Annotated in this window: 19 protein-coding genes and 1 tRNA gene; 15 read left to right on the top strand and 5 right to left on the bottom strand. The window is 69.5% G+C overall.

What is annotated here, in order from left to right:
* Positions 1-100 precede the first annotated feature (100 nt).
* Genes ABD269_RS35235 through metF form a run of 4 tightly spaced genes read left to right on the top strand, consistent with a single transcriptional unit; the run spans position 101 to position 4,570 of the window.
* Positions 101-1,483: a class II 3-deoxy-7-phosphoheptulonate synthase gene (locus ABD269_RS35235; protein WP_344124705.1), complete on the top strand. Its 1,383-nt coding sequence runs from the start codon at positions 101-103 to the stop codon at positions 1,481-1,483.
* Positions 1,483-2,673, top strand: a complete 1,191-nt coding sequence (gene aroC / locus ABD269_RS35230; protein WP_344124703.1) for a chorismate synthase — start codon at positions 1,483-1,485, stop codon at positions 2,671-2,673. The genes ABD269_RS35235 and aroC overlap by 1 nt, the downstream gene beginning before the upstream one ends.
* The gene (locus tag ABD269_RS35225; protein WP_344124701.1) at positions 2,664-3,650 is read left to right on the top strand and encodes a carbohydrate kinase family protein; all 987 of its coding nucleotides are present in this window, start codon (positions 2,664-2,666) and stop codon (positions 3,648-3,650) included. Before aroC ends, ABD269_RS35225 begins: the two co-directional genes overlap by 10 nt.
* Entirely contained in the window at positions 3,647-4,570 is a 924-nt protein-coding gene (gene metF / locus ABD269_RS35220; RefSeq protein ID WP_344124699.1) for a methylenetetrahydrofolate reductase [NAD(P)H], read from the top strand. Before ABD269_RS35225 ends, metF begins: the two co-directional genes overlap by 4 nt.
* 179 nt (positions 4,571-4,749) lie before the next feature.
* Here the strand turns inward: metF and ABD269_RS35215 are convergent, their stop codons facing one another.
* Both ABD269_RS35215 and ABD269_RS35210 read right to left on the bottom strand, forming a co-directional pair.
* Positions 4,750-5,043: a hypothetical protein gene (locus ABD269_RS35215; RefSeq protein ID WP_344124697.1), complete on the bottom strand. Its 294-nt coding sequence runs from the start codon at positions 5,041-5,043 to the stop codon at positions 4,750-4,752.
* A gap of 85 nt (positions 5,044-5,128) precedes the next feature.
* Positions 5,129-5,202: transfer RNA gene (locus ABD269_RS35210), tRNA-Pro, on the bottom strand.
* Positions 5,203-5,384: 182 nt separating this feature from the next.
* On the opposite strand from ABD269_RS35210, the gene ABD269_RS35205 reads away from it, so the two are divergent.
* The 5 genes from ABD269_RS35205 (at position 5,385) to ABD269_RS35185 (ending at position 11,291) form a co-directional block, all read left to right on the top strand.
* The gene (locus ABD269_RS35205; RefSeq protein ID WP_301888786.1) at positions 5,385-6,578 is read left to right on the top strand and encodes an argininosuccinate synthase; all 1,194 of its coding nucleotides are present in this window, start codon (positions 5,385-5,387) and stop codon (positions 6,576-6,578) included.
* A 90-nt stretch (positions 6,579-6,668) separates the two neighbouring features.
* Complete coding sequence (gene argH / locus ABD269_RS35200) at positions 6,669-8,105, top strand: argininosuccinate lyase (protein ID WP_301888787.1); 1,437 nt, start codon at positions 6,669-6,671, stop codon at positions 8,103-8,105.
* A 77-nt stretch (positions 8,106-8,182) separates the two neighbouring features.
* Positions 8,183-8,731: a TetR/AcrR family transcriptional regulator gene (locus ABD269_RS35195; RefSeq protein WP_301888788.1), complete on the top strand. Its 549-nt coding sequence runs from the start codon at positions 8,183-8,185 to the stop codon at positions 8,729-8,731.
* Complete coding sequence (locus ABD269_RS35190; RefSeq protein WP_344124694.1) at positions 8,728-10,278, top strand: MFS transporter; 1,551 nt, start codon at positions 8,728-8,730, stop codon at positions 10,276-10,278. Before ABD269_RS35195 ends, ABD269_RS35190 begins: the two co-directional genes overlap by 4 nt.
* A gap of 185 nt (positions 10,279-10,463) precedes the next feature.
* Positions 10,464-11,291, top strand: a complete 828-nt coding sequence (locus ABD269_RS35185; RefSeq protein ID WP_301888791.1) for an alpha/beta fold hydrolase — start codon at positions 10,464-10,466, stop codon at positions 11,289-11,291.
* A 32-nt stretch (positions 11,292-11,323) separates the two neighbouring features.
* Here the strand turns inward: ABD269_RS35185 and ABD269_RS35180 are convergent, their stop codons facing one another.
* Positions 11,324-11,992 carry a lysophospholipid acyltransferase family protein gene (locus tag ABD269_RS35180; protein ID WP_301888792.1) on the bottom strand — a complete coding sequence of 223 codons (669 nt, stop codon included), beginning with the start codon at positions 11,990-11,992 and terminating at the stop codon, positions 11,324-11,326.
* Between the two features lie 244 nt (positions 11,993-12,236).
* On the opposite strand from ABD269_RS35180, the gene ABD269_RS35175 reads away from it, so the two are divergent.
* The 3 genes from ABD269_RS35175 (at position 12,237) to ABD269_RS35165 (ending at position 14,646) form a co-directional block, all read left to right on the top strand.
* The gene (locus ABD269_RS35175; RefSeq protein WP_344124691.1) at positions 12,237-13,436 is read left to right on the top strand and encodes a glycerophosphodiester phosphodiesterase; all 1,200 of its coding nucleotides are present in this window, start codon (positions 12,237-12,239) and stop codon (positions 13,434-13,436) included.
* A 105-nt stretch (positions 13,437-13,541) separates the two neighbouring features.
* Positions 13,542-14,066 carry a sigma-70 RNA polymerase sigma factor region 4 domain-containing protein gene (locus ABD269_RS35170; protein ID WP_344124689.1) on the top strand — a complete coding sequence of 175 codons (525 nt, stop codon included), beginning with the start codon at positions 13,542-13,544 and terminating at the stop codon, positions 14,064-14,066.
* Positions 14,067-14,148: 82 nt separating this feature from the next.
* Complete coding sequence (locus ABD269_RS35165; protein ID WP_344124687.1) at positions 14,149-14,646, top strand: GNAT family N-acetyltransferase; 498 nt, start codon at positions 14,149-14,151, stop codon at positions 14,644-14,646.
* 10 nt (positions 14,647-14,656) lie between these two features.
* Here ABD269_RS35165 and ABD269_RS35160 read toward each other — a convergent pair whose 3' ends face one another.
* Positions 14,657-15,115 (bottom strand): hypothetical protein, encoded by a 459-nt coding sequence (locus tag ABD269_RS35160; RefSeq protein ID WP_344124685.1) that lies wholly within the window; start codon positions 15,113-15,115, stop codon positions 14,657-14,659.
* Between the two features lie 3 nt (positions 15,116-15,118).
* Positions 15,119-15,478, bottom strand: a complete 360-nt coding sequence (locus tag ABD269_RS35155; RefSeq protein WP_116210785.1) for a hypothetical protein — start codon at positions 15,476-15,478, stop codon at positions 15,119-15,121.
* 628 nt (positions 15,479-16,106) lie between these two features.
* On the opposite strand from ABD269_RS35155, the gene ABD269_RS35150 reads away from it, so the two are divergent.
* The 3 genes from ABD269_RS35150 (at position 16,107) to ABD269_RS35140 (ending at position 18,886) form a co-directional block, all read left to right on the top strand.
* A complete protein-coding gene (locus ABD269_RS35150; RefSeq protein WP_301894558.1) occupies positions 16,107-17,156 on the top strand; it encodes a methionine ABC transporter ATP-binding protein in 1,050 nt (349 codons plus the stop codon).
* The gene (locus ABD269_RS35145) at positions 17,153-17,929 is read left to right on the top strand and encodes a methionine ABC transporter permease (protein WP_301888798.1); all 777 of its coding nucleotides are present in this window, start codon (positions 17,153-17,155) and stop codon (positions 17,927-17,929) included. Before ABD269_RS35150 ends, ABD269_RS35145 begins: the two co-directional genes overlap by 4 nt.
* Positions 17,930-18,019: 90 nt before the next feature.
* Positions 18,020-18,886: a MetQ/NlpA family ABC transporter substrate-binding protein gene (locus tag ABD269_RS35140; protein WP_301888799.1), complete on the top strand. Its 867-nt coding sequence runs from the start codon at positions 18,020-18,022 to the stop codon at positions 18,884-18,886.
* Positions 18,887-18,950 lie beyond the last annotated feature (64 nt).

The raw sequence follows: 18,950 nt of genomic DNA, 5'->3' as shown, positions 1-18,950 counted from the left end.
GACCGCCGCCTACGGCCACTTCGGCCGCGAGCTCCCGGACTTCACCTGGGAGCGCACGGACCGCGTCGACGCCCTGCGCAAGGCTGCGGGGGTTTGACCGATGGCCGCAGACATAGCCGACGACTGGATGTCGCTGCCCGCTGCTCAGCAACCCGCCTGGCCGGACCCTGATGCTCTGCGAGAGGTTCTGGCGTTCCTCCGGTCGAGCCCGCCTTTGGTCTACGCGGCCGAGTGCGACCAGTTGCGGGCGCGGCTTGCGGCGGTGGCGCGGGGTGAGGCGTTCCTCCTTCAGGCGGGCGACTGTGCGGAGACCTTCGATGGTGTGAGCGCCGAGCAGATCGACAACAAACTCCGCACCATCCTGCAGATGGCGGCCGTCTTGACCTACGCAGCCTCTGTACCTGTCGTCAAGGTGGGCAGGATGGCCGGGCAGTACGCCAAACCACGCTCGAGCGAGGTCGAGATCCGTGACGGTGTCACGCTGCCCTCCTATCGGGGAGACGCCGTGAACGGCCTGGCCTTCGACCAGGCGGCCAGAGTGCTGGACCCGCACCGGCTGAGCCGGATGTACCACGCGTCCGCTGTCACCTTGAATCTCGTACGGGCCTTCACCACTGGGGGATACGCCGACCTGCGCAGGGTGCATGCCTGGAATCGGGACTTCGTGGCGCTCTCCCCTGCTGGTGAACGCTACGAAAGCCTGGCCAGGCAGATCGACTCCGCGCTCGCCTTCATGCGGTCCTGCGGCCCCCTGCCCCGGGAGATCGAGACGGTCGAGTTCTATGCCAGCCATGAAGCGCTGCTGCTGGACTACGAGGCTGCGCTGACGCGCGTGGACTCCCGAAGTGGATACCTGTATGACGTGTCGGCCCACATGGTGTGGATCGGGGAACGTACCCGACAACTGGACGGCGCGCACGTGGAGTTCGCCGCCCGGGTCAGGAATCCGATCGGTGTAAAACTCGGGCCGACCTCGACGGCGGACGACGCACTCGCCCTGATCGACAGGCTCGACCCGGAGCGGCAGCCCGGCCGGTTGACGTTCATCACCAGAATGGGTGCGGGAAGGATACGGGACGTGCTGCCGGCCTTCGTGGAGAAGGTCACGGCTTCCGGCGCCCAGGTGGTATGGGCGTGCGACCCGATGCACGGGAACACCTACGAGTCGGAAAGTGGGTACAAGACTCGCCAGTTCAACCGCATTCTCGACGAGATCCGTGGTTTCTTCGAGGTGCACCAGTACCTGGGGACGCATCCGGGTGGCATCCACGTAGAGCTGACGGGTGATGATGTCACGGAGTGCGTCGGCGGCGCGCACGAGATCGCGGACGCCGACCTTCGGCAGCGCTACGAGACCGCCTGCGATCCTCGTCTGAACCGCAGCCAGTCGCTCGAACTAGCCTTCATGATCGCCGAGATGTACGGGAGCAGTGGCAGGTCCACGAGCGCGCACAGCCGTGGGCACTGCGGTCAGGGGCGCTGATGAGCCGGTTGCGCTGGCTGACCGCGGGAGAGTCGCACGGCCCCGCACTGGTGGCAACGTTGGAAGGCCTTCCTGCCGGTGTCCCGGTCACCACGCAGATGGTGGCGGGCCACCTGGCTCGGCGGCGCCTCGGCTATGGGCGCGGCGCGCGGATGAATTTCGAGCGGGACGAGGTCACGTTTCTTGGCGGCGTTCGGCACGGTCTGACCATGGGCTCGCCGGTCGCGATCACTGTGGGCAACACAGAGTGGCACAAGTGGAAGAAAGTTATGGCGGCTGATCCGGTGGATCCGGCCGAGTTGGCCGACTTGGCGCGTAACGCTCCATTGACCCGGCCACGTCCCGGCCACGCCGATCTGGCGGGGATGCAGAAGTACGGCTTCGACGAGGCCCGCCCGATCCTGGAGCGTGCCAGTGCTCGGGAGACTGCCGCGCGCCTCGCGCTGGGTGCGGTGGCCTGTTCGTACCTGAAGGAGACGGCCGGGATCGAGATCGTCAGCCATGTCGTAGAGCTGGCGGGCGCCAAGGCCCCGTACGGGGTGTACCCGACCCCGGCGGACGTCGGGAAGCTGGACGCCGATCCGGTGCGCTGCTTGGACGGGGATGCGTCGAAGGCGATGGTCGCGGCAATCGATCAGGCATACAAGGACGGCAACACACTCGGTGGCGTGGTGGAGGTCCTGGCGTACGACGTGCCAGTGGGTCTTGGCTCACATGTCCACTGGGACCGGCGTCTTGATGCCCGCCTCGCGGCCGCACTCATGGGCATCCAGGCGATCAAGGGCGTGGAGGTCGGTGACGGATTCGAGCTCGCACGCGTGCCGGGCTCGAGGGCCCACGACGAGATCGTCTCCACGCCGGAGGGCATCAAGCGAGTGACGGGCCGTTCAGGTGGAACCGAGGGCGGCCTCACGACCGGTGAGCTGCTACGGGTGCGGGCAGCGATGAAGCCTATCGCGACCGTGCCCCGCGCCCTCGCCACTGTCGATGTCGCCACAGGTGAGGCCGCAAAGGCCCATCACCAGCGCTCCGACGTGTGCGCCGTGCCGGCTGCTGGCGTCGTCGCCGAGGCCATGGTGGCGCTGGTCCTCGCGGACGCTGTCGCCGAGAAGTTCGGCGGCGACAGTGTCACCGAGACCCGCCGCAATATCCGGTCCTACCTCGAACACCAGGAGTACCCGTGCGCGTAGCGGTCTCCGGCTCCATAGCCACCGACCATCTCATGGTATTTCCCGGGGTCTTCGCAGATCAGCTGATCCCTGACCGGCTGGACTCCCTCTCCCTCTCGTTCCTGGTTGACGACCTGGAGGTCCGGCACGGCGGGGTTGCGGCGAACATTGCGTACGGGCTCGGCAGCCTGGGCCATGCACCGGTCCTGGTCGGCGCTGCTGGACCCGATTTCGGCGACTACCGTATCCGACTCGAGGAATGCGGGGTTGATACGGACTTCGTGCATATCTCGTCCGAGCGTCAGACGGCTCGTTTTACATGCTTGACGGATCGTCGGGAGAATCAGATTGCGTCGTTCTACTCCGGGGCCATGGCAGAGGCCCGGGACATCGATCTTCGGCAGGTGGTCTGTCGGACGGGCGACATCGGCGTCGTTCTCGTATCCCCGAACGACCCGGCCGCCATGCTCAAGCACGCGGAGCAAACCCGTTCCCTGGGTGTCGCGTTCGCAGTCGACCCCTCACAGCAGCTTGCCCGGCTCGACCGTGACGAGACGCGGCAGCTCGTGACCGGAGCGCGGTGGCTCTTCACCAACGAGTACGAAGCGTCCTTGCTCCAGGAACGAACGGGCTGGACGCATGCCGACATCCTCTCCCGCGTTGGGGTATGGGTGACCACACTCGGCGCGGAGGGCGTGCGTACGGAGGCCGTCGGCGAACAGCCGCGCACGGTCCACGCGGTGGTGCCACGGGGCATCGTCGACCCGACCGGTGCCGGAGACGCCTTCCGCGCCGGATTCTTGGCCGCAGTGTGCTGGGGACAAACGCTGGATCTTTCTGTTCGGCTGGGGTGCGCCGTTGCCTCCCTCTCCTTGGAAGGGATCGGCGCGCAGGGTTACACGCTCGACCCGGCGAGCTTGCTCCAGCGCATCGAGAATGCCTACGGGTCGGCACCGGCCGGGGCCGTCGCACAGCATCTGGAGAAGCTGAGGCCATGAATCCCCTGATGCCGTCCCGTCGACTACTGGAACCAGCCCGGATCTCGTACTCGTTCGAGTTCTTCCCTCCCCAGTCCCCGCAGGCCGAGAAGCTGTTGTGGCGCTCGATACGACGTATCGAAGCGTACGCCCCGACCTTCGTGTCGGTGACCTACGGAGCCGGAGGCTCCTCACGGGAACGGACCATCGAACTGACCCGTCGAATCGCCGCGGAATCCACCCTGCGCCCGGTCGCTCATCTCGCCGCAGTAGGCCACTCGGTGGCCGAACTCCGGCACATCATCGGCTCCTACGCGGCAGTCGGCGTGCACGACATGCTGGCTCTGCGGGGTGACCCGCCCGGCGATCCGCTGGGACAGTGGGTGCCGCACCATGAGGGGTTCACCTATGCCCATCAACTCGTGCGTCTGGTAAGGGAGACAGGGAACTTCAGTGTCGGTGTGGCAGTATTTCCTGAACGCCATCCGAGGTCGCCGGACTGGGAGAGCGAAATCCGGTACTTCGTGGCCAAGTGCCGTGCGGGCGCCGAGTATGCCATCACTCAGATGTTTTTCCACGTCGATGACTACTTTCGGTTGCGCGACCGCGTGGCCGCGGCGGGCTGCGACGTTCCGATCATCCCGGCGATCATGCCTGCCACCGATGTGCGGCAGATTCGGCGACTGGCAGAACTGAGCAGCGCCGTGTTTCCCGCCCCTCTGGCCGAGGCGCTTGACGGCGCACGGGATGACCCGGACGCTGCGCACAGCATCGGCGTCGAGCACGTCACTGTACTGAGCGAGCGTCTGCTGGCGGAGGGTGCACCAGGGCTGCACTACATCACGCTTAACCGCTCTTCTGCCGCTCTCGACATCCACGAGAATCTCGGCCTGCACCGCCTGCCAGCCGTACGGTCAGCGGCCCTGTCGCTCACCGGCTGATCGTTCCACCGTATGCCGGAGGCCGCATCGGTGCAGGGTCCTCGAGGTCGGAGCGCTTTTGGTGTGCGCTGCGTCGTTCGCTTGAGCAGGCAACATGCACCCGGGTGTATGGGGCCTGGGCCCCAAGCGGTCCCCGGACCACCGGCCACGTGAGTGCCGGGCATGAACGACTTCGGCCTTCACAGACCGCGCAATGCTTCGTAGAGATCGCCGTAGGCACTCCAGCAATTGGCGCTGCCGTCATCGTTCAGATGGCCCATGTACCAGTCCGGGTCGTCGGCGGCCTGCACGAGACACAGGTTGCCGAACCCCAGCACGATCGCGGGCCGTATGACCTCGTCAACCGCGGGAACTGCTGGAGAGCTGGACCACGTCATGGTCCGGTCGGTGTGGAGTGCGACGGCATCCCGGTCCCCGGACACGTCGTGGATCTGCTGGAGGGTCCACCCTGCGGGTAGTCGTGCGTCGGCCATGCAGCGATGATCTCAGCCCGGACCCCACGCAAAAAGGCCTGTCGACCTGGAAGAACCTTCCAGGTCGACAGGCCTTACTGCACCGTCGGGACGACAGGATTTGAACCTGCGACCCCTTGACCCCCAGTCAAGTGCGCTACCAAGCTGCGCCACGTCCCGGTGCCGATTCCCTCCGGGCTTTTCTTCCCGGCGGGGCGTGCAAGAAGAAAATATCCTGTTTGGCGCCGTGATCCAAATCCGGGTCCGGCCGCCCCCGACATGCCCGCCCCCCGGCTATTGACGAAACATACGGAGCAGTGCATAGTTATACCCATCAGCGTATGCATCGTAAGGAGAAACCCGTGACCGAGCGCGTCGTACTCGCCTACTCCGGCGGTCTGGACACCTCCGTCGCCATCGGCTGGATCGCCGAGGAGACGGGTGCCGAGGTCATCGCCGTTGCCGTGGACGTCGGCCAGGGCGGCGAGGACCTGGACGTCATCCGCAAGCGCGCGCTCGCCTGCGGTGCGGTGGAGGCGGAGGTCGCCGACGCCAAGGACGAGTTCGCCGAGGAGTACTGCCTCCCGGCGATCAAGGCCAACGCCCTCTACATGGACCGCTATCCGCTGGTCTCCGCGCTCTCCCGGCCGACGATCGTCAAGCACCTCGTCGCCGCCGCCAAGAAGCACGGCGCGAGCACCGTCGCCCACGGCTGCACCGGCAAGGGCAACGACCAGGTGCGGTTCGAGGCGGGCATCTCCTCCCTCGCGCCGGAGCTCACCTGCATCGCCCCGGTCCGGGACTACGCCATGACCCGGGACAAGGCCATCGCCTTCTGCGAGGCCAAGCAGCTCCCGATCGCGACCACCAAGAAGTCGCCGTACTCCATCGACCAGAACGTCTTCGGGCGGGCTGTGGAGACCGGCTTCCTGGAGGACATCTGGAACGCCCCGATCGAGGACGTCTACGACTACACGGCGAACCCGGCCACCCCCCGGGAGGCCGACGAGGTGATCATCACCTTCGAGCAGGGCGTCCCGGTGGCCATCGACGGCAAGCCCGTCACCGTGCTCCAGGCCATCCAGCAGCTGAACGACCGGGCCGGCGCCCAGGGCATCGGCCGGCTCGACATGGTCGAGGACCGCCTCGTCGGCATCAAGTCCCGGGAGATCTACGAGGCGCCCGGCGCGATCGCGCTGATCACCGCCCACCAGGAGCTGGAGTCCGTCACCGTCGAGCGCGAGCTGGCCCGCTACAAGAGGCAGGTCGAGCAGCGGTGGAGCGAGCTGGTCTACGACGGCCTGTGGTTCTCGCCGCTCAAGCGGGCGCTGGACGGCTTCATCGCCGAGGCCAACCAGCACGTCTCCGGCGACATCCGGATGACGCTGCACGGCGGCCGCGCCGTCGTCACCGGCCGGAAGTCCGAGCAGTCGCTCTACGACTTCAACCTCGCCACCTACGACACCGGCGACACCTTCGACCAGTCGCTCTCCAAGGGCTTCATCGAGATCTTCGGCCTTTCGTCGAAGATCGCCGCCAAGCGTGACCTGGTCTGACCCCGGGCTCGTTGAACCCTCTGCAAGAACGCCGCCTCCCCGCCCGAAGCGGGGAGGCGGCCGCACACCACCAGCCTTGAGGAGCAGCAAGTGAGCAACGGCAACAGCGGCGGCGACGTACGGCTGTGGGGCGGCCGGTTCGCGGACGGGCCCGCCGAGGCACTGGCCAAGCTCTCCGCCTCCGTCCACTTCGACTGGCGCCTCGCCCCGTACGACATCGCGGGCTCCCGTGCGCACGCGCGCGTGCTGCACAAGGCCGGGCTGCTCGACGCCGACGAGCTCCAGCGCATGATCGACGGCCTGGGGCTGCTGGAGGCCGACGTCGCGGCGGGCACCTTCACCGGCACCATCGCCGACGAGGACGTGCACACCGCCCTGGAGCGCGGCCTGCTGGAGCGGCTCGGGCCCGACCTCGGCGGCAAGCTGCGCGCCGGGCGGTCCCGCAACGACCAGGTCGCCACCCTCTTCCGGATGTATCTGCGCGACCACGCCCGGATCATCGGCGGGCTCCTCACCGACCTCCAGGAGGCCCTGGTCGGCCTGGCCGAGGCGCACGCGGACGTCGCCATGCCGGGGCGCACGCACCTCCAGCACGCCCAGCCCGTGCTCTTCGCCCACCATGTCCTCGCCCACGTCCAGGCGCTCGGCCGGGACGCGGAGCGGCTGCGGCAGTGGGACGAGCGCACGGCCGTCTCCCCGTACGGCTCGGGGGCGCTCGCCGGGTCCTCGCTCGGCCTGGATCCGGAGGCGGTCGCCGCCGACCTGGGCTTCGAGCGCGGCTCGGTCGGCAACTCCATCGACGGGACGGCCGCCCGGGACTTCGTCGCGGAGTTCGCCTTCATCACGGCGATGATCGGCGTCGACCTGTCGCGGATCGCCGAGGAGGTCATCATCTGGAACACGAAGGAGTTCTCCTTCGTGACCCTCCACGACGCCTTCTCCACCGGCTCCTCGATCATGCCGCAGAAGAAGAACCCCGACATCGCCGAGCTGGCGCGGGGCAAGTCCGGGCGGCTCATCGGCAATCTGACCGGCCTGCTGGCGACGCTCAAGGCGCTGCCGCTCGCCTACAACCGCGACCTCCAGGAGGACAAGGAGCCCGTCTTCGACTCCTGCGACCAGCTGGAGATCCTGCTCCCGGCCTTCACGGGGATGATGGCGACCCTCACGGTCAACCGCGCCCGGATGGAGGAACTTGCGCCGGCCGGTTTCTCACTGGCCACCGACATCGCGGAGTGGCTGGTCAAGCAGGGGGTGCCGTTCCGGGTCGCGCACGAGGTCGCGGGGGAGTGCGTCAAGGAGTGCGAGGCCCACGGCATCGAGCTCGACCAGCTCACGGACGAGCAGTTCGCCGCGATCTCGCCGCACCTGACCCCCGAGGTCCGCACGGTCCTCGACGTGCCCGGAGCGCTCGCCTCGCGCAGCGGACGGGGCGGCACGGCGCCCTCGGCGGTCGCCGTGCAGCTGGGCGAGGTCAAGGCCGATCTGGCGGTGCAGCGCGAGTGGGCGGAGGCCAAGCGCGGCTAGGACGCCCATGGGGCGCTCGATGAGACGCCGACCACCCGAATGAGACATCACTGTCTCATTCGGGTTAGGGTCGTCTCATGAGTGTCGACCCTGACCATGTGCTCGAAGCAGCCGCCGGGCTGCTCACCCGCAAGGCGACCGCCTCCATGGACGAGATCGCCAGAGCGGCGGGGATCAGCCGCGCCACCCTCCACCGCCACTTCTCCGGGCGCGACGCGCTCGTGCGCGCCCTGGAGGACCTCAGCATCCGGCAGTTCGAGCACGCCCTGGACGAAGCCCGCACCGAGGAGGGCGACGCGGCCGACGCCGTCCGCCGGCTGATCGCGAAGACCGAGCCGGCGGCCGGGCTCATGGCGTTCCTGTTCACCGAGAACCAGCTCTACGAAGCCGGTGTCAACGAGGGCTGGAACCGGCTCGACGCCCGCGTCACCGCCCTCTTCCTGCGCGGCCAGGAGGAGGGCACCTTCCGGCTCGACCTCTCGCCCGCGTGGCTCACCGAGGCGCTCTACGGGCTGATCGGCTCCGGCGCCTGGGCCGTGCAGGAGGGCAGGGTCGCGGCCAAGGACCGCACCCGCATGGTCGCCGAGCTGCTGCTCGGCGGAGCGGAGCGGAGGATGAAGCCGTGACCGGTCACACCGACACCCCGCAGTCGGCCGCCGCGCCGGAAGCGCCGCGTCCGGGGCGCTGGCTGGCGCTGGCCGTCCTCGTCCTGGCCGTCCTCCTGGTCGCCGTCGACGCGACCGTGCTGGGCCTCGCGACCCCCTTCCTCAGCGAGGACCTGCGCCCCTCGGGCACCCAGCTGCTGTGGATCGGCGACATCTACTCCTTCGTCATCGCCGGGCTCCTGGTCTCCATGGGCAGCCTCGGCGACCGCCTCGGCCGCAAGAAACTGCTGCTCACGGGCGCAGTGGCGTTCGGTGGCGTCTCCGTGCTCAACGCCTATGCGACGACCCCGGAGATGATGATCGCCGCCCGGGCCCTGCTGGGCGTGGCGGGCGCGACCCTGATGCCCTCGACCCTCGCCCTGATCCGCAACCTCTTCCACGACCCCAAGGAGCGCAGCTTCGCGATCGGCATCTGGGGCGCGATGGCCTCCGCCGGCGCGGCCGTGGGCCCGGTGGTGGGCGGCTTCCTGCTGGAGAACTTCTGGTGGGGCTCGGTCTTCCTGATCAACCTGCCGGTCATGGCCGTCCTCGTCCTCGTCGGCGTCAAGCTGCTGCCCGAGTCCAAGGACCCCTCGCCCGGCCCCTGGGACCTGCTCAGCGTGGGCCTGTCGATGGTCGGCATCGTGGCGGTCGTCTACGCCGTCAAGGAGTCGGCGGCGAACGGCTTCCGCTGGTACTACCTCCTGGCGGGCGTCGCGGGACTGCTGGTGATGGTGTGGTTCGTACGGCGCCAGCTCAAGCTGCCCAAGCCGCTGCTGGACATGCGCCTCTTCCACCACCGCGGCTTCTCCGGGGCGGTCCTCGCCGATCTGCTGACCATCCTGGGCCTGTCGGGGCTGGTCTTCTTCCTGTCGCAGTTCCTCCAGCTGGTCCAGGGCCGCAATCCGCTGCAGGCGGGGCTCGCCGAACTGCCCGCCGCCGTCGGCGCGGTGACCGCCGGCCTGCTCGCCGGGCGCGCCGCCCGGCGCTGGTCCGTGCGGTCGGTGGTGGCGGGCGGGCTCGCCGCGATCGGCGTCGCGCTCGCCGTGCTCACCTGGCTGCACGCGGGCACCGCCTATCCGGTCCTGGGCGCGGTGCTGCTCGTGGTCGGCGTCGGCGCGGGATTCTCCTTCACCGTCACCGCCGACGTGATCCTCTCCAGCGTCCCCAAGGAACAGGCGGGCGCCGCCTCCGCGGTATCCGAGACGGCGTACGAGCTCGGCGCGGCGCTCGGCATCGCGCTGCTCGGCTCGATCGTCACCGGCGTCTACCGCGGCTTCGACGTGTCCGCCGCAGTGCCGGACCGGGCCGCGGCCGAGGCCCACGACTCCCTGGGCGGCGCGGTCGAGGCGGCGGCCGGGCTGCCGCGCGAGACGGGCGACGCCCTGCTCGCCTCGGCGCAGGACGCCTTCGTCGAGGGGCTGCGGATCGCCTCCGGCATCGGCGCGGCGGTGCTGCTGGCGACGGCGGTCGCGGCCTGGTTCCTGCTGCGCGGCCAGCGGCTGGAGGAAGGCGCGGGAGGCCACTGAGCGGCGCACAGCTCGGATGAGCAGCAAACCGCACACGGGCCGGGGCGACAAGCCCCGGCCCGTGTGACATTTACCGGAAACAATTGCCCTTGACGCGATCCTTATGCGCACGCAAACATCTCGTCCACCGGTCGACATTGTCGAACATGGTTCGGACGAGAGTCCCGTTGCCCAAAGGACCCCCCATGCGTCTGCGTAGAACTGTCAGGCTCCTCCTCGCCGCCGCGGCCACCGCGACCCTCGGCCTCGCGGGCCTCGCCTCCCCGGCCTCCGCCTCCGTCCTCGACATACCGCCGCGCGGCGCCAACGACTGGTCGTGCAAGCCGGATTCGGCCCACCCCCAGCCGGTGGTGCTGGTCAACGGCACCTTCAAGCTGATGGCCGAGAACTGGGCCGCCCTCTCGCCCAAGCTGAAGTCCGCGGGCTACTGCGTCTTCGCCTTCAACTACGGGCACATGGAGACCGACCCGATCCCCCAGGCGGCCGCCGAGCTGCGGGACTTCGTCGAGGCCGTGCGGGGCGCGACGGGTGCCGCCAAGGTCGACATCGTCGGTCACAGCCAGGGCGGCATGATGCCGCGCTACTACGTGAAGTTCCTGGGCGGCGCGGACAAGGTGGACGACCTCATCGGCATCGTCCCGTCCAACCACGGCACAAAGAACCCGCTCGCGATCCCCGCGGGCTGGACCTTCTGTCCGTCCTGCGTGGACCAGCAGGTCGGCTCCGACCTGCTGAAGAAGCTCAACGCGGGCGACGAGACCCCGGCCGGCCCGGACTACACGGTGATCACCACCCGGCACGACGAGGTCGTCATCCCCTACACCAGCGCCCTGCTGACCGGGCCCGCCGAGCACCTCACCAACGTGGTGCTCCAGGACAAGTGCCCGCTCGACCCCTTCATGCACGACCAGGCCACCAAGGACCCGGTCGTCGCACAGTGGGTGCTCAACGCCCTGGCACGCAAGGGCCCGGCCGACCCGGGCTTCCAGCCCGCGTGCGTCGGCCGGGCCTAGAGCGATCCCGGGTCAGGAGTGCGTGCGTGCCGTCAGGCGGCCTTCGCCTTGGTGGCGTACATGTCCACGTACTCCTGGCCCGACAGGCCCATGACCTCGGTCATCACCTCGTCGGTGACGGCCCGCAGCACATAGCGGTCGCGGTCCATGCCCTCGTAGCGGGAGAAGTCCAGCGGCTTGCCGAAGCGGATCGTCACCGGGGAGATGCGGAGCTTGCCCTTGCCGCCCGGCTGGACCTTGTCCATCCCGAGCATCGCGAACGGCACCACCGGGGCGCCCGTCATCAGCGTCAGCCGGGCGATGCCCGTACGGCCGCGGTAGAGGCGGCCGTCGGGGGAGCGGGTGCCCTCGGGGTAGATCCCGAAGACCTGGCCCTCGTCCAGCACCCGCTTGCCCGTCATCAGGGCGGCGACGCCGCCGCGGCCACCGTCGCGGTCCACCGGGATCATCCCGGAGCTGCCGAAGAACCAGGCCATCAGCCGGCCCTTGATCCCCTTGCCCGTGACGTACTCGTCCTTGCCGATGAAGAACACCTGCCGCTTGACCACCAGCGCGAGGAACAGCGAGTCGACGAAGGTGACATGGCTGCCGGCCAGGATCACCGGGCCGCTCTCGGCGATGTGCTCCGCGCCCTCCACCTTGGGGCGGTACAGGACGCGCATGAGCAATCCGAGAAACGCCTTGAGCAAGATGCGGGACAACGGGCCCTCCGGTCGTGATGGTCGAGGTGGCGCACGCCTGCGCAGGGGCTGACCATACTCGCCGGTACCCCGGGTGCGCACGCCGGGTTCATGGACCCGATACGCAGTGTTGGCGCGAGGTTGACGTGAGTTTGCACCCTGTTTGACCTTCGTCTTCCCATCGGAAAGTCGTACGTGCCTACGATCGGCGCGTCTGACAGGTGCCGCACAGGCACTTGAGAGCAACACAACGCTAGGAGCGTTCATGGAGCAGGAGCAGCGGCCGGGCAGGCGCACCCTTCTGGGGGCCGCGGCGGCCCTCGGGGCCGGGGCGGTCGTCCTCGGCGGCGGAGCGGGCACGGCGACGGCCGCGCAGCGCGGGCCGGGCGCGCCGTCGGGCGCGGACCCCGCGGCGTACGGGCGCGGGCACGGTGACTCCGGCTCGTACAAGGACCTGCCGACACCGACCGTCATAGGCCACCGCGGCGCCTGCGGGTACCGCCCCGAGCACACCTTCGGCTCCTACGAGTACGCCCTGGCCAACGGCGCGGACGTCATCGAGCAGGACCTGGTGCCCACCAAGGACGGGCACCTGGTCTGCCGGCACGAGAACGACATCACCGCCACCACCGACGTCGCCTCCCGCAAGGAGTTCGCCTCCCGCAGGACGACCAAGACGGTCGACGGCGAGGCGCACACCGGCTGGTTCACCGAGGACTTCACGCTGGCCGAGCTGAAGACGCTGCGGGCCATCGAGCGCATTCCGGGCAGCCGGCAGCACAACACCCTCTACGACGGCCGCTGGGACGTGCCGACCTTCGAAGAGGTCCTCAAGTGGGCCGACGAGCAGGGCCGCAAGCGCGGCCGCAAGATCTGGCTGCACGTCGAGACCAAGCACCCCACGTACTTCCGCAAGGCCGGGCTCGGCCTGGAGGAGCGCCTCGCCAAGCTGCTGCGCCGCTACGGGCGGGCCGGCCGCAACGGGCACACCTTCCTCCAGTCCTTCGAGCCCAGCAGCCTCCAGCGGCTGGGCAAGCTGGGCGTCGACTGCCCCAAGGTGCTGCTGCTGGACGACCTCCCCACCCGCTCCTGGGACTTCGTCGAGGCCAAGGACCCGCGCACGGTCGCGGACCTCATCACTCCCGAGGGCCTGAAGTGGATCTCCGGCTTCGCCCAGGGCATCGGCCCGTGGGTGAACCTGATCATCCCCCGCGACAAGAACGACCGGCTCACCAAGCCGACCACGCTGGTCCGCGACGCGCACGCGCAGGGCCTGATCCTGCACCCCTACACGATGCGCAACGAGAACAGCTTCCTGCCCGCCGACTTCCGGCGCGGCACGGACCCCAACGCCTACGGCGACGCGTTCGGCGCGTTCAAGACCTACTTCGCCACCGGCATCGACGGGATCTTCTCCGACAACTGCGACACGGCGGCGCTCGCGCGGGCGGACTTCCGCAAGTAGTGGCGCACGCACGTCAACCGTAAGCACGGCGCGCGATCTCACCCGGAAGGGTGGCCGCGCGCCCTGGTGGCAACCGGCGGGCGGGCCGGTCACGTCCCGCCCGTCATGACACCGAACGATCTTCTGACCGCACTGCGGCCGCTGCTGGCGGCCGAGTGCGCGGCGGAGGCGCCGGCCGCGGGCATCGAGGCCGCCGACCTCGAACAGTCCGTCTGGGTACGGCTGCTGAGCGACCGGCGCGCCGCCCGCGGCCGGTGGTCCGTCTCCGCGCTGCGGCTGCGCGCGGCCGTACGGGCCGAGGCCCGCGTCGCGCGCCGCCGGGCCCGCCGTGAGGTGCCCTTCGACCCGACCGCGGACGAACCGCCCGGCGAGTCCTGCGTGGAGCAGGCGGTGCTCGCCGCCGAGGAGAGCCGCGCGCTGCGCGCCACCGTGCGCCGCCTGCCCGGCAGATGCCCGGGGCTGCTGGGCGCGCTGCTCTCCCGGAACGACCCGACCTACCGGGAAATCGCAGGTGAGTTGGGTATCTCACAAGGATCTTTGGGGCCCGTGCGTTCCCGTTGCCTTGGTTGTCTGCGCAGAATGCTCACGGCGGAGGTTGCGGCTTCTGAACGTGGGGGAAAGGAGCGTTAGACAGCCGGCGCCATGGAGGCGGCGTACATCGCGACGGCTCCTGTCAGGGCGGACCGAACCGGAAAAGGGGAGGCGTGCGCACATGGGCATGAGCGTGACCATCTCTGCGGCGACCGAAGACGATGCCGAGCAGATCCTCAAGCTCCAGTACCTCTGTTACCAGGGCGAGGCCGAGCTCTACGGCGACTATTCCATCGAACCCCTCACCCAGACCCTCGACGGGCTCCGCACGGAGCTGGCCGCCGGCTGTGTGCTGGTGGCCCGGCTCGGCGACGAGGTCGTCGGCTCGGTGCGCGGCACGGTCGACGCGGACGGCACGGCGTCCATCGCGGGCCTGATCGTCCACCCGCGGATGCAGCGGCACGGTCTGGGCGGGCGGCTGCTGGGCGCGGTCGAGGACCGGCTCGCGGACGAGTGGTCCGCGCTGCGCTTCCGGCTGGCGACGGGCCACCGCAATGAGGGCAACCTGCGCCTTTATCGCAAGTGGGGGTACGCGCAGGTGGGTACGGAGCGGGTCTCCGCGAAGGTCACGCTGGTGACGCTGGAAAAGGGCGTGACCGCGCTGGTCGGCAGCGCGTAGCCGGAAGTCCTCAGGCGCCGGACGGGTCGGCCTCGCCGGTCCGTCCGGCACCCGACGGCGCGCGCCGCAGCCACATCATCGCCGTCACCGGGAGGATCACCGGGATGAAGAGGTAGCCCATCCCGTAGTCCGACCACACCGTCGCGTCGGGGAAGGCGGACGGTGCGACCAGGGTCCAGGTCCCGACGACGAGCACGCCGGCCAGCTCCGCCCCGCAGCACACCAGCGCCGCCCTGCGGGCCGCGGGCCCGCCCCGTACCAGCGAGTACGTGATGAAGGCGTAGACCACCGCGGCCACCGCCGACAGCACGTACGCCAGCGGCGCCCTGCCGAAGTCCAGGATCATCTGGACGATCGAGCGGGAGGCCGCCGCGACGGTGAAGACGCCGTAGAGCCAGACCAGCAGCCGGCCCGGCCCCTGGCCGAGGTCGAAGGCGGCCTTGGCGGGCGCCTCGGAGGATCGGGTCATGGTTCAGCCTCCCCAGATGTCGTAGAGCCGGACTTCGAGCACGGCCAGGATCACGCCGCCCGCCGCTACGGTCGCCGAGCCCCAGCGCGTGCGCTCCACGAGCGACATGAAGCCGGCGGCGGGCACGGCGGCGGCCGAGCCGATCAGATAGGCGACGAAGATGGCCATGCCCTGCGCCGGCTTGTCGCCGCCCGCCAGCCGTACGACGCCGATGACGAGCTGGACGAGGGCCAGGACGGACACCACGGCCATGCCGATGAAGTGCCAGTCCTTGGTGGACTGGTCGCGCGAGAAGGCGAAGCCGCACCAGGCGGCCAGCGCGAGGGCGGTCAGGCCGACCGCGAGCGTCAGCGCGTCGATCACCGCGGCCGCCGGGCGGCGCGGGCATGCGGAGGGGGCTGGACAAGCATGGGACGACTTTAATGGCCCGCCGTGACCGCCCCGCGCGCGACCCCGGGCCCGGCGCCCGGCCCCGCCCGCCGGGCCGGGCGCCGTGGTCTTGGCCACATGCGGCGGGTCGCCGGCCCCCGTACGGCATGCCACCCACGCGCCCTCCGGCCACATCCGCGCAGGCCACGGGGGTGCCCTCAAGATCATCGGCAATCGGCCGGTGATGTCCACGCTTCGGCCAATCGCGTCCGCTATTCGGACAGGCTTGGCCGACTCGCACGCGCTTCTGTTTTACTTTCCCGCATGACCACGACGAGCAGCCGCACCCTTGCGACCGAGGCGATGATGACGCCCGGTGCTCGTTGCATGTGTCGAATGTGTGACCGCTGAGGGCCCCCGTTCTGTGCCTCGCGCCCCGAAGCGAGACCCCTAGAGCCCGACCCGTGTCCCCACCGGACCGGACCGGAGCTCCGCCCCGCGTCACCAGGACCCCGAAGCCGCGCGCCACGCGCCCGCCGGGGATCACCGATGCCGCGTTCCGCAATGAATTCCCGTGCCCGGCACCACCACCGCCGCGCACTCGACAGTGACGGAATCCCCTGTGATCACCACTACGGGCCTGACAAAGGTCTACCGCTCACGCGGCCGCGAGGTCACCGCCCTCGACGGCGTCGACCTCCACGTGCGCGAGGGCGAGGTGTACGGCGTCGTGGGCCAGAGCGGCGCCGGCAAGTCGACCCTCATCCGCTGCGTCAACCTCCTGGAGCGCCCCAGCTCCGGCACGGTCACCGTGGCCGGACAGGACCTCACCGCGCTCGCCGGCCGCGGCCCCCGCGCGGGCGCCGAACTGCGCAAGGCCCGCAGCCGCATCGGCATGGTCTTCCAGCACTTCAACCTGCTCTCCTCGCGCACGGTCCAGAGCAACATCGAGCTCCCGCTCGAGATCCTCGGCATCTCCGGCAAGGAACGCAGCCGCAAGGCCCTCGAACTCCTCGACCTCGTCGGCCTCGCCGACAAGGCCAAGGCCTACCCCGCCCAGCTCTCCGGCGGCCAGAAGCAGCGCGTCGGCATCGCCCGCGCCCTGGCCGGCGACCCCAAGGTGCTGCTCTCCGACGAGTCGACCTCCGCGCTCGACCCGGAGACCACCCGCTCCATCCTGACGCTGCTGCGCGACCTCAACCGGCAGCTCGGCCTGACCGTCCTCCTCATCACCCACGAGATGGAGGTCGTCAAGACCATCTGCGACTCCGCGGCCCTCATGAAGGGCGGCCGCGTCGTGGAGTCCGGCACCGTCTCCGAACTGCTCGCCACCCCCGGCTCCGAGCTGGCGGCCGAGCTCTTCCCCGTCGGCGGCGAGCCCTCCGGCGAGGACCGCACGGTCGTCGACATCACCTTCCACGGCGAGGCCGCGACCCAGCCGGTCATCTCCCAGCTGTCGCGCACCTACAACGTCGACATCTCGATCCTGGGCGCCGCGATGGACACCGTCTGCGGCAAGCAGGTCGGCCGGATGCGCATCGAGCTCCCCGGCCGCTTCGAGGAGAACGTCGTCCCCATCGGCTTCCTGCGGGAACAGGGCCTCCAGGTCGAGGTCGCCCCCGTAAAGACACCGGCGCCCGCCGACGAGCTCCTCAAGGAAGGTGCCAAGTGACCTGGTCCGAAATGCAGCCCCTGCTGCGCGACGCGTGTCTGGACACCCTCTTCATGGTGTGGTGGTCCACCATCTACGCCGTCATCGGCGGCCTGCCGCTCGGCCTCCTGCTGGTCCTCACCGACCGCGGCGCGCTGCTCCAGAACGTCGTGGTGAACAAGGTCATCGGCGCGGTCGTCAACCTCGGCCGCTCCCTGCCCTTCATCATCCTCCTCGTCTGGCTGATCCCCTTCAGCCGCTTCGTGGTCGGCACCTCCATCGGCCCCAGCGCCGCCGTCGTCGCCCTCGCCGTCGGCGCCATCCCCTTCTTCGCCCGCCTGGTGGAGACCGCCGTCCGCGAGGTCGACCACGGACTGGTCGAAGCCGTCCAGTCGATGGGCGGCGGCACCTGGACCGTCGTCCGCAAGGTGCTGCTCCCGCAGGCGCTGCCCTCGATCGTCGCGGGCCTGACCACCACCGTGATCGCCCTCATCGGCTACTCCGCCATGGCCGGCGCCGTCGGCGGCGGCGGGCTCGGCAACCTCGCCATCTCCTACGGCTTCCAGCGCCACGAGACGGGCCTGATGAACATCACCATCGTGCTGCTCATCGTCATCGTCACCGCCGTCCAGCTCGCCGGCGACCTCGTCGTACGGCGCCTCGCCGGACGCGGCGCCCGCCAGACGGCCTCCGTCGGACTGCGCGGACTCCTGCCCTCCGCCCGCAGGGCCACCCCGGCGAAGACGCCGGACCCGGCCGTGGGCGAGACCGCGGCGCTCACCGAGACCCGCTGAACAAACGGGCCCCGGCCCACCAGAACTCCACGAGCCCGGACCCTTTGCCGGGCGGCAACACCTCGTGAGATCAAGAAAGAGGCACTCTTCGTGCGTACCACCATCAAGATCACCACCGCCGTCGCCGCAGCCGCCTTCACCCTCGGCCTGAGCGCGTGCAGCGCCCCCTCCGACACCTCCAGCAGCTCGGAGAAGAAGGGCAAGGACGCCGACCCCGAGGCCACCCTCGTCGTCGCCGCCAGCCCCACGCCGCACGCCGACATCCTGAACTTCGTGCGCGACAACCTCGCCAAGAAGGCCGGGCTCAACCTCAAGGTGCGGGAGTTCAGCGACTACGTCCTCCCCAACACCGCCACCCAGAACGGTGAGGTCGACGCCAACTTCTTCCAGCACAAGCCCTACCTCGACGACTTCAACAAGAAGAACAAGACGGACATCGTGCCCGTCGTCAACGTCGAGCTCGAGCCGCTCGGCCTCTACTCCAAGAAGGTCAAGAAGGTCTCCGACCTCTCCGACGGCTCCACCGTCGCCGTGCCCAACGACGCCACCAACGAGGGCCGCGCCCTCAAGCTGCTGGCCGACAACGGCGTCATCAAGCTGAAGGACGGCGTGGGCGCCGAGGCCAAGCTCTCGGACGTCGAGGACAAGAAGGGCGTCAAGTTCACCGAGCTCGCCGCCGACCAGATCCCCTCGCGCCTGGCCGACGTCGACGCCGCCGTCATCAACGGCAACTTCGCCATCGGCGCCAAGCTCAACCCGGCCAAGGACTCCATCGCCCTGGAGAAGGCCGACGGCAACCCCTACGCCAACTTCCTCGCCGTGAAGAAGGGCAACGAGGCCGACCCGCGCATCGCCAAGCTCGCCAAGCTCCTCAACTCCGACGAGGTCAAGAAGTTCATCGAGCAGAAGTACAGCAACGGCGCCGTCCTGCCCGCCTTCGGGCCCGTGAAGGGCTGACCCCGGCCCCGCGACCGGACACCCACCGTCGCCCGTACGGCCGCAGGCCCGCGCACCCCCGGAG

Origin of the sequence: Streptomyces blastmyceticus (genome assembly GCF_039521185.1) — a bacterium.
GTDB classification, from domain to species: Bacteria; Actinomycetota; Actinomycetes; order Streptomycetales; family Streptomycetaceae; genus Streptomyces; species Streptomyces blastmyceticus.
This window is presented reverse-complemented; position numbering and strand designations above follow the sequence as displayed.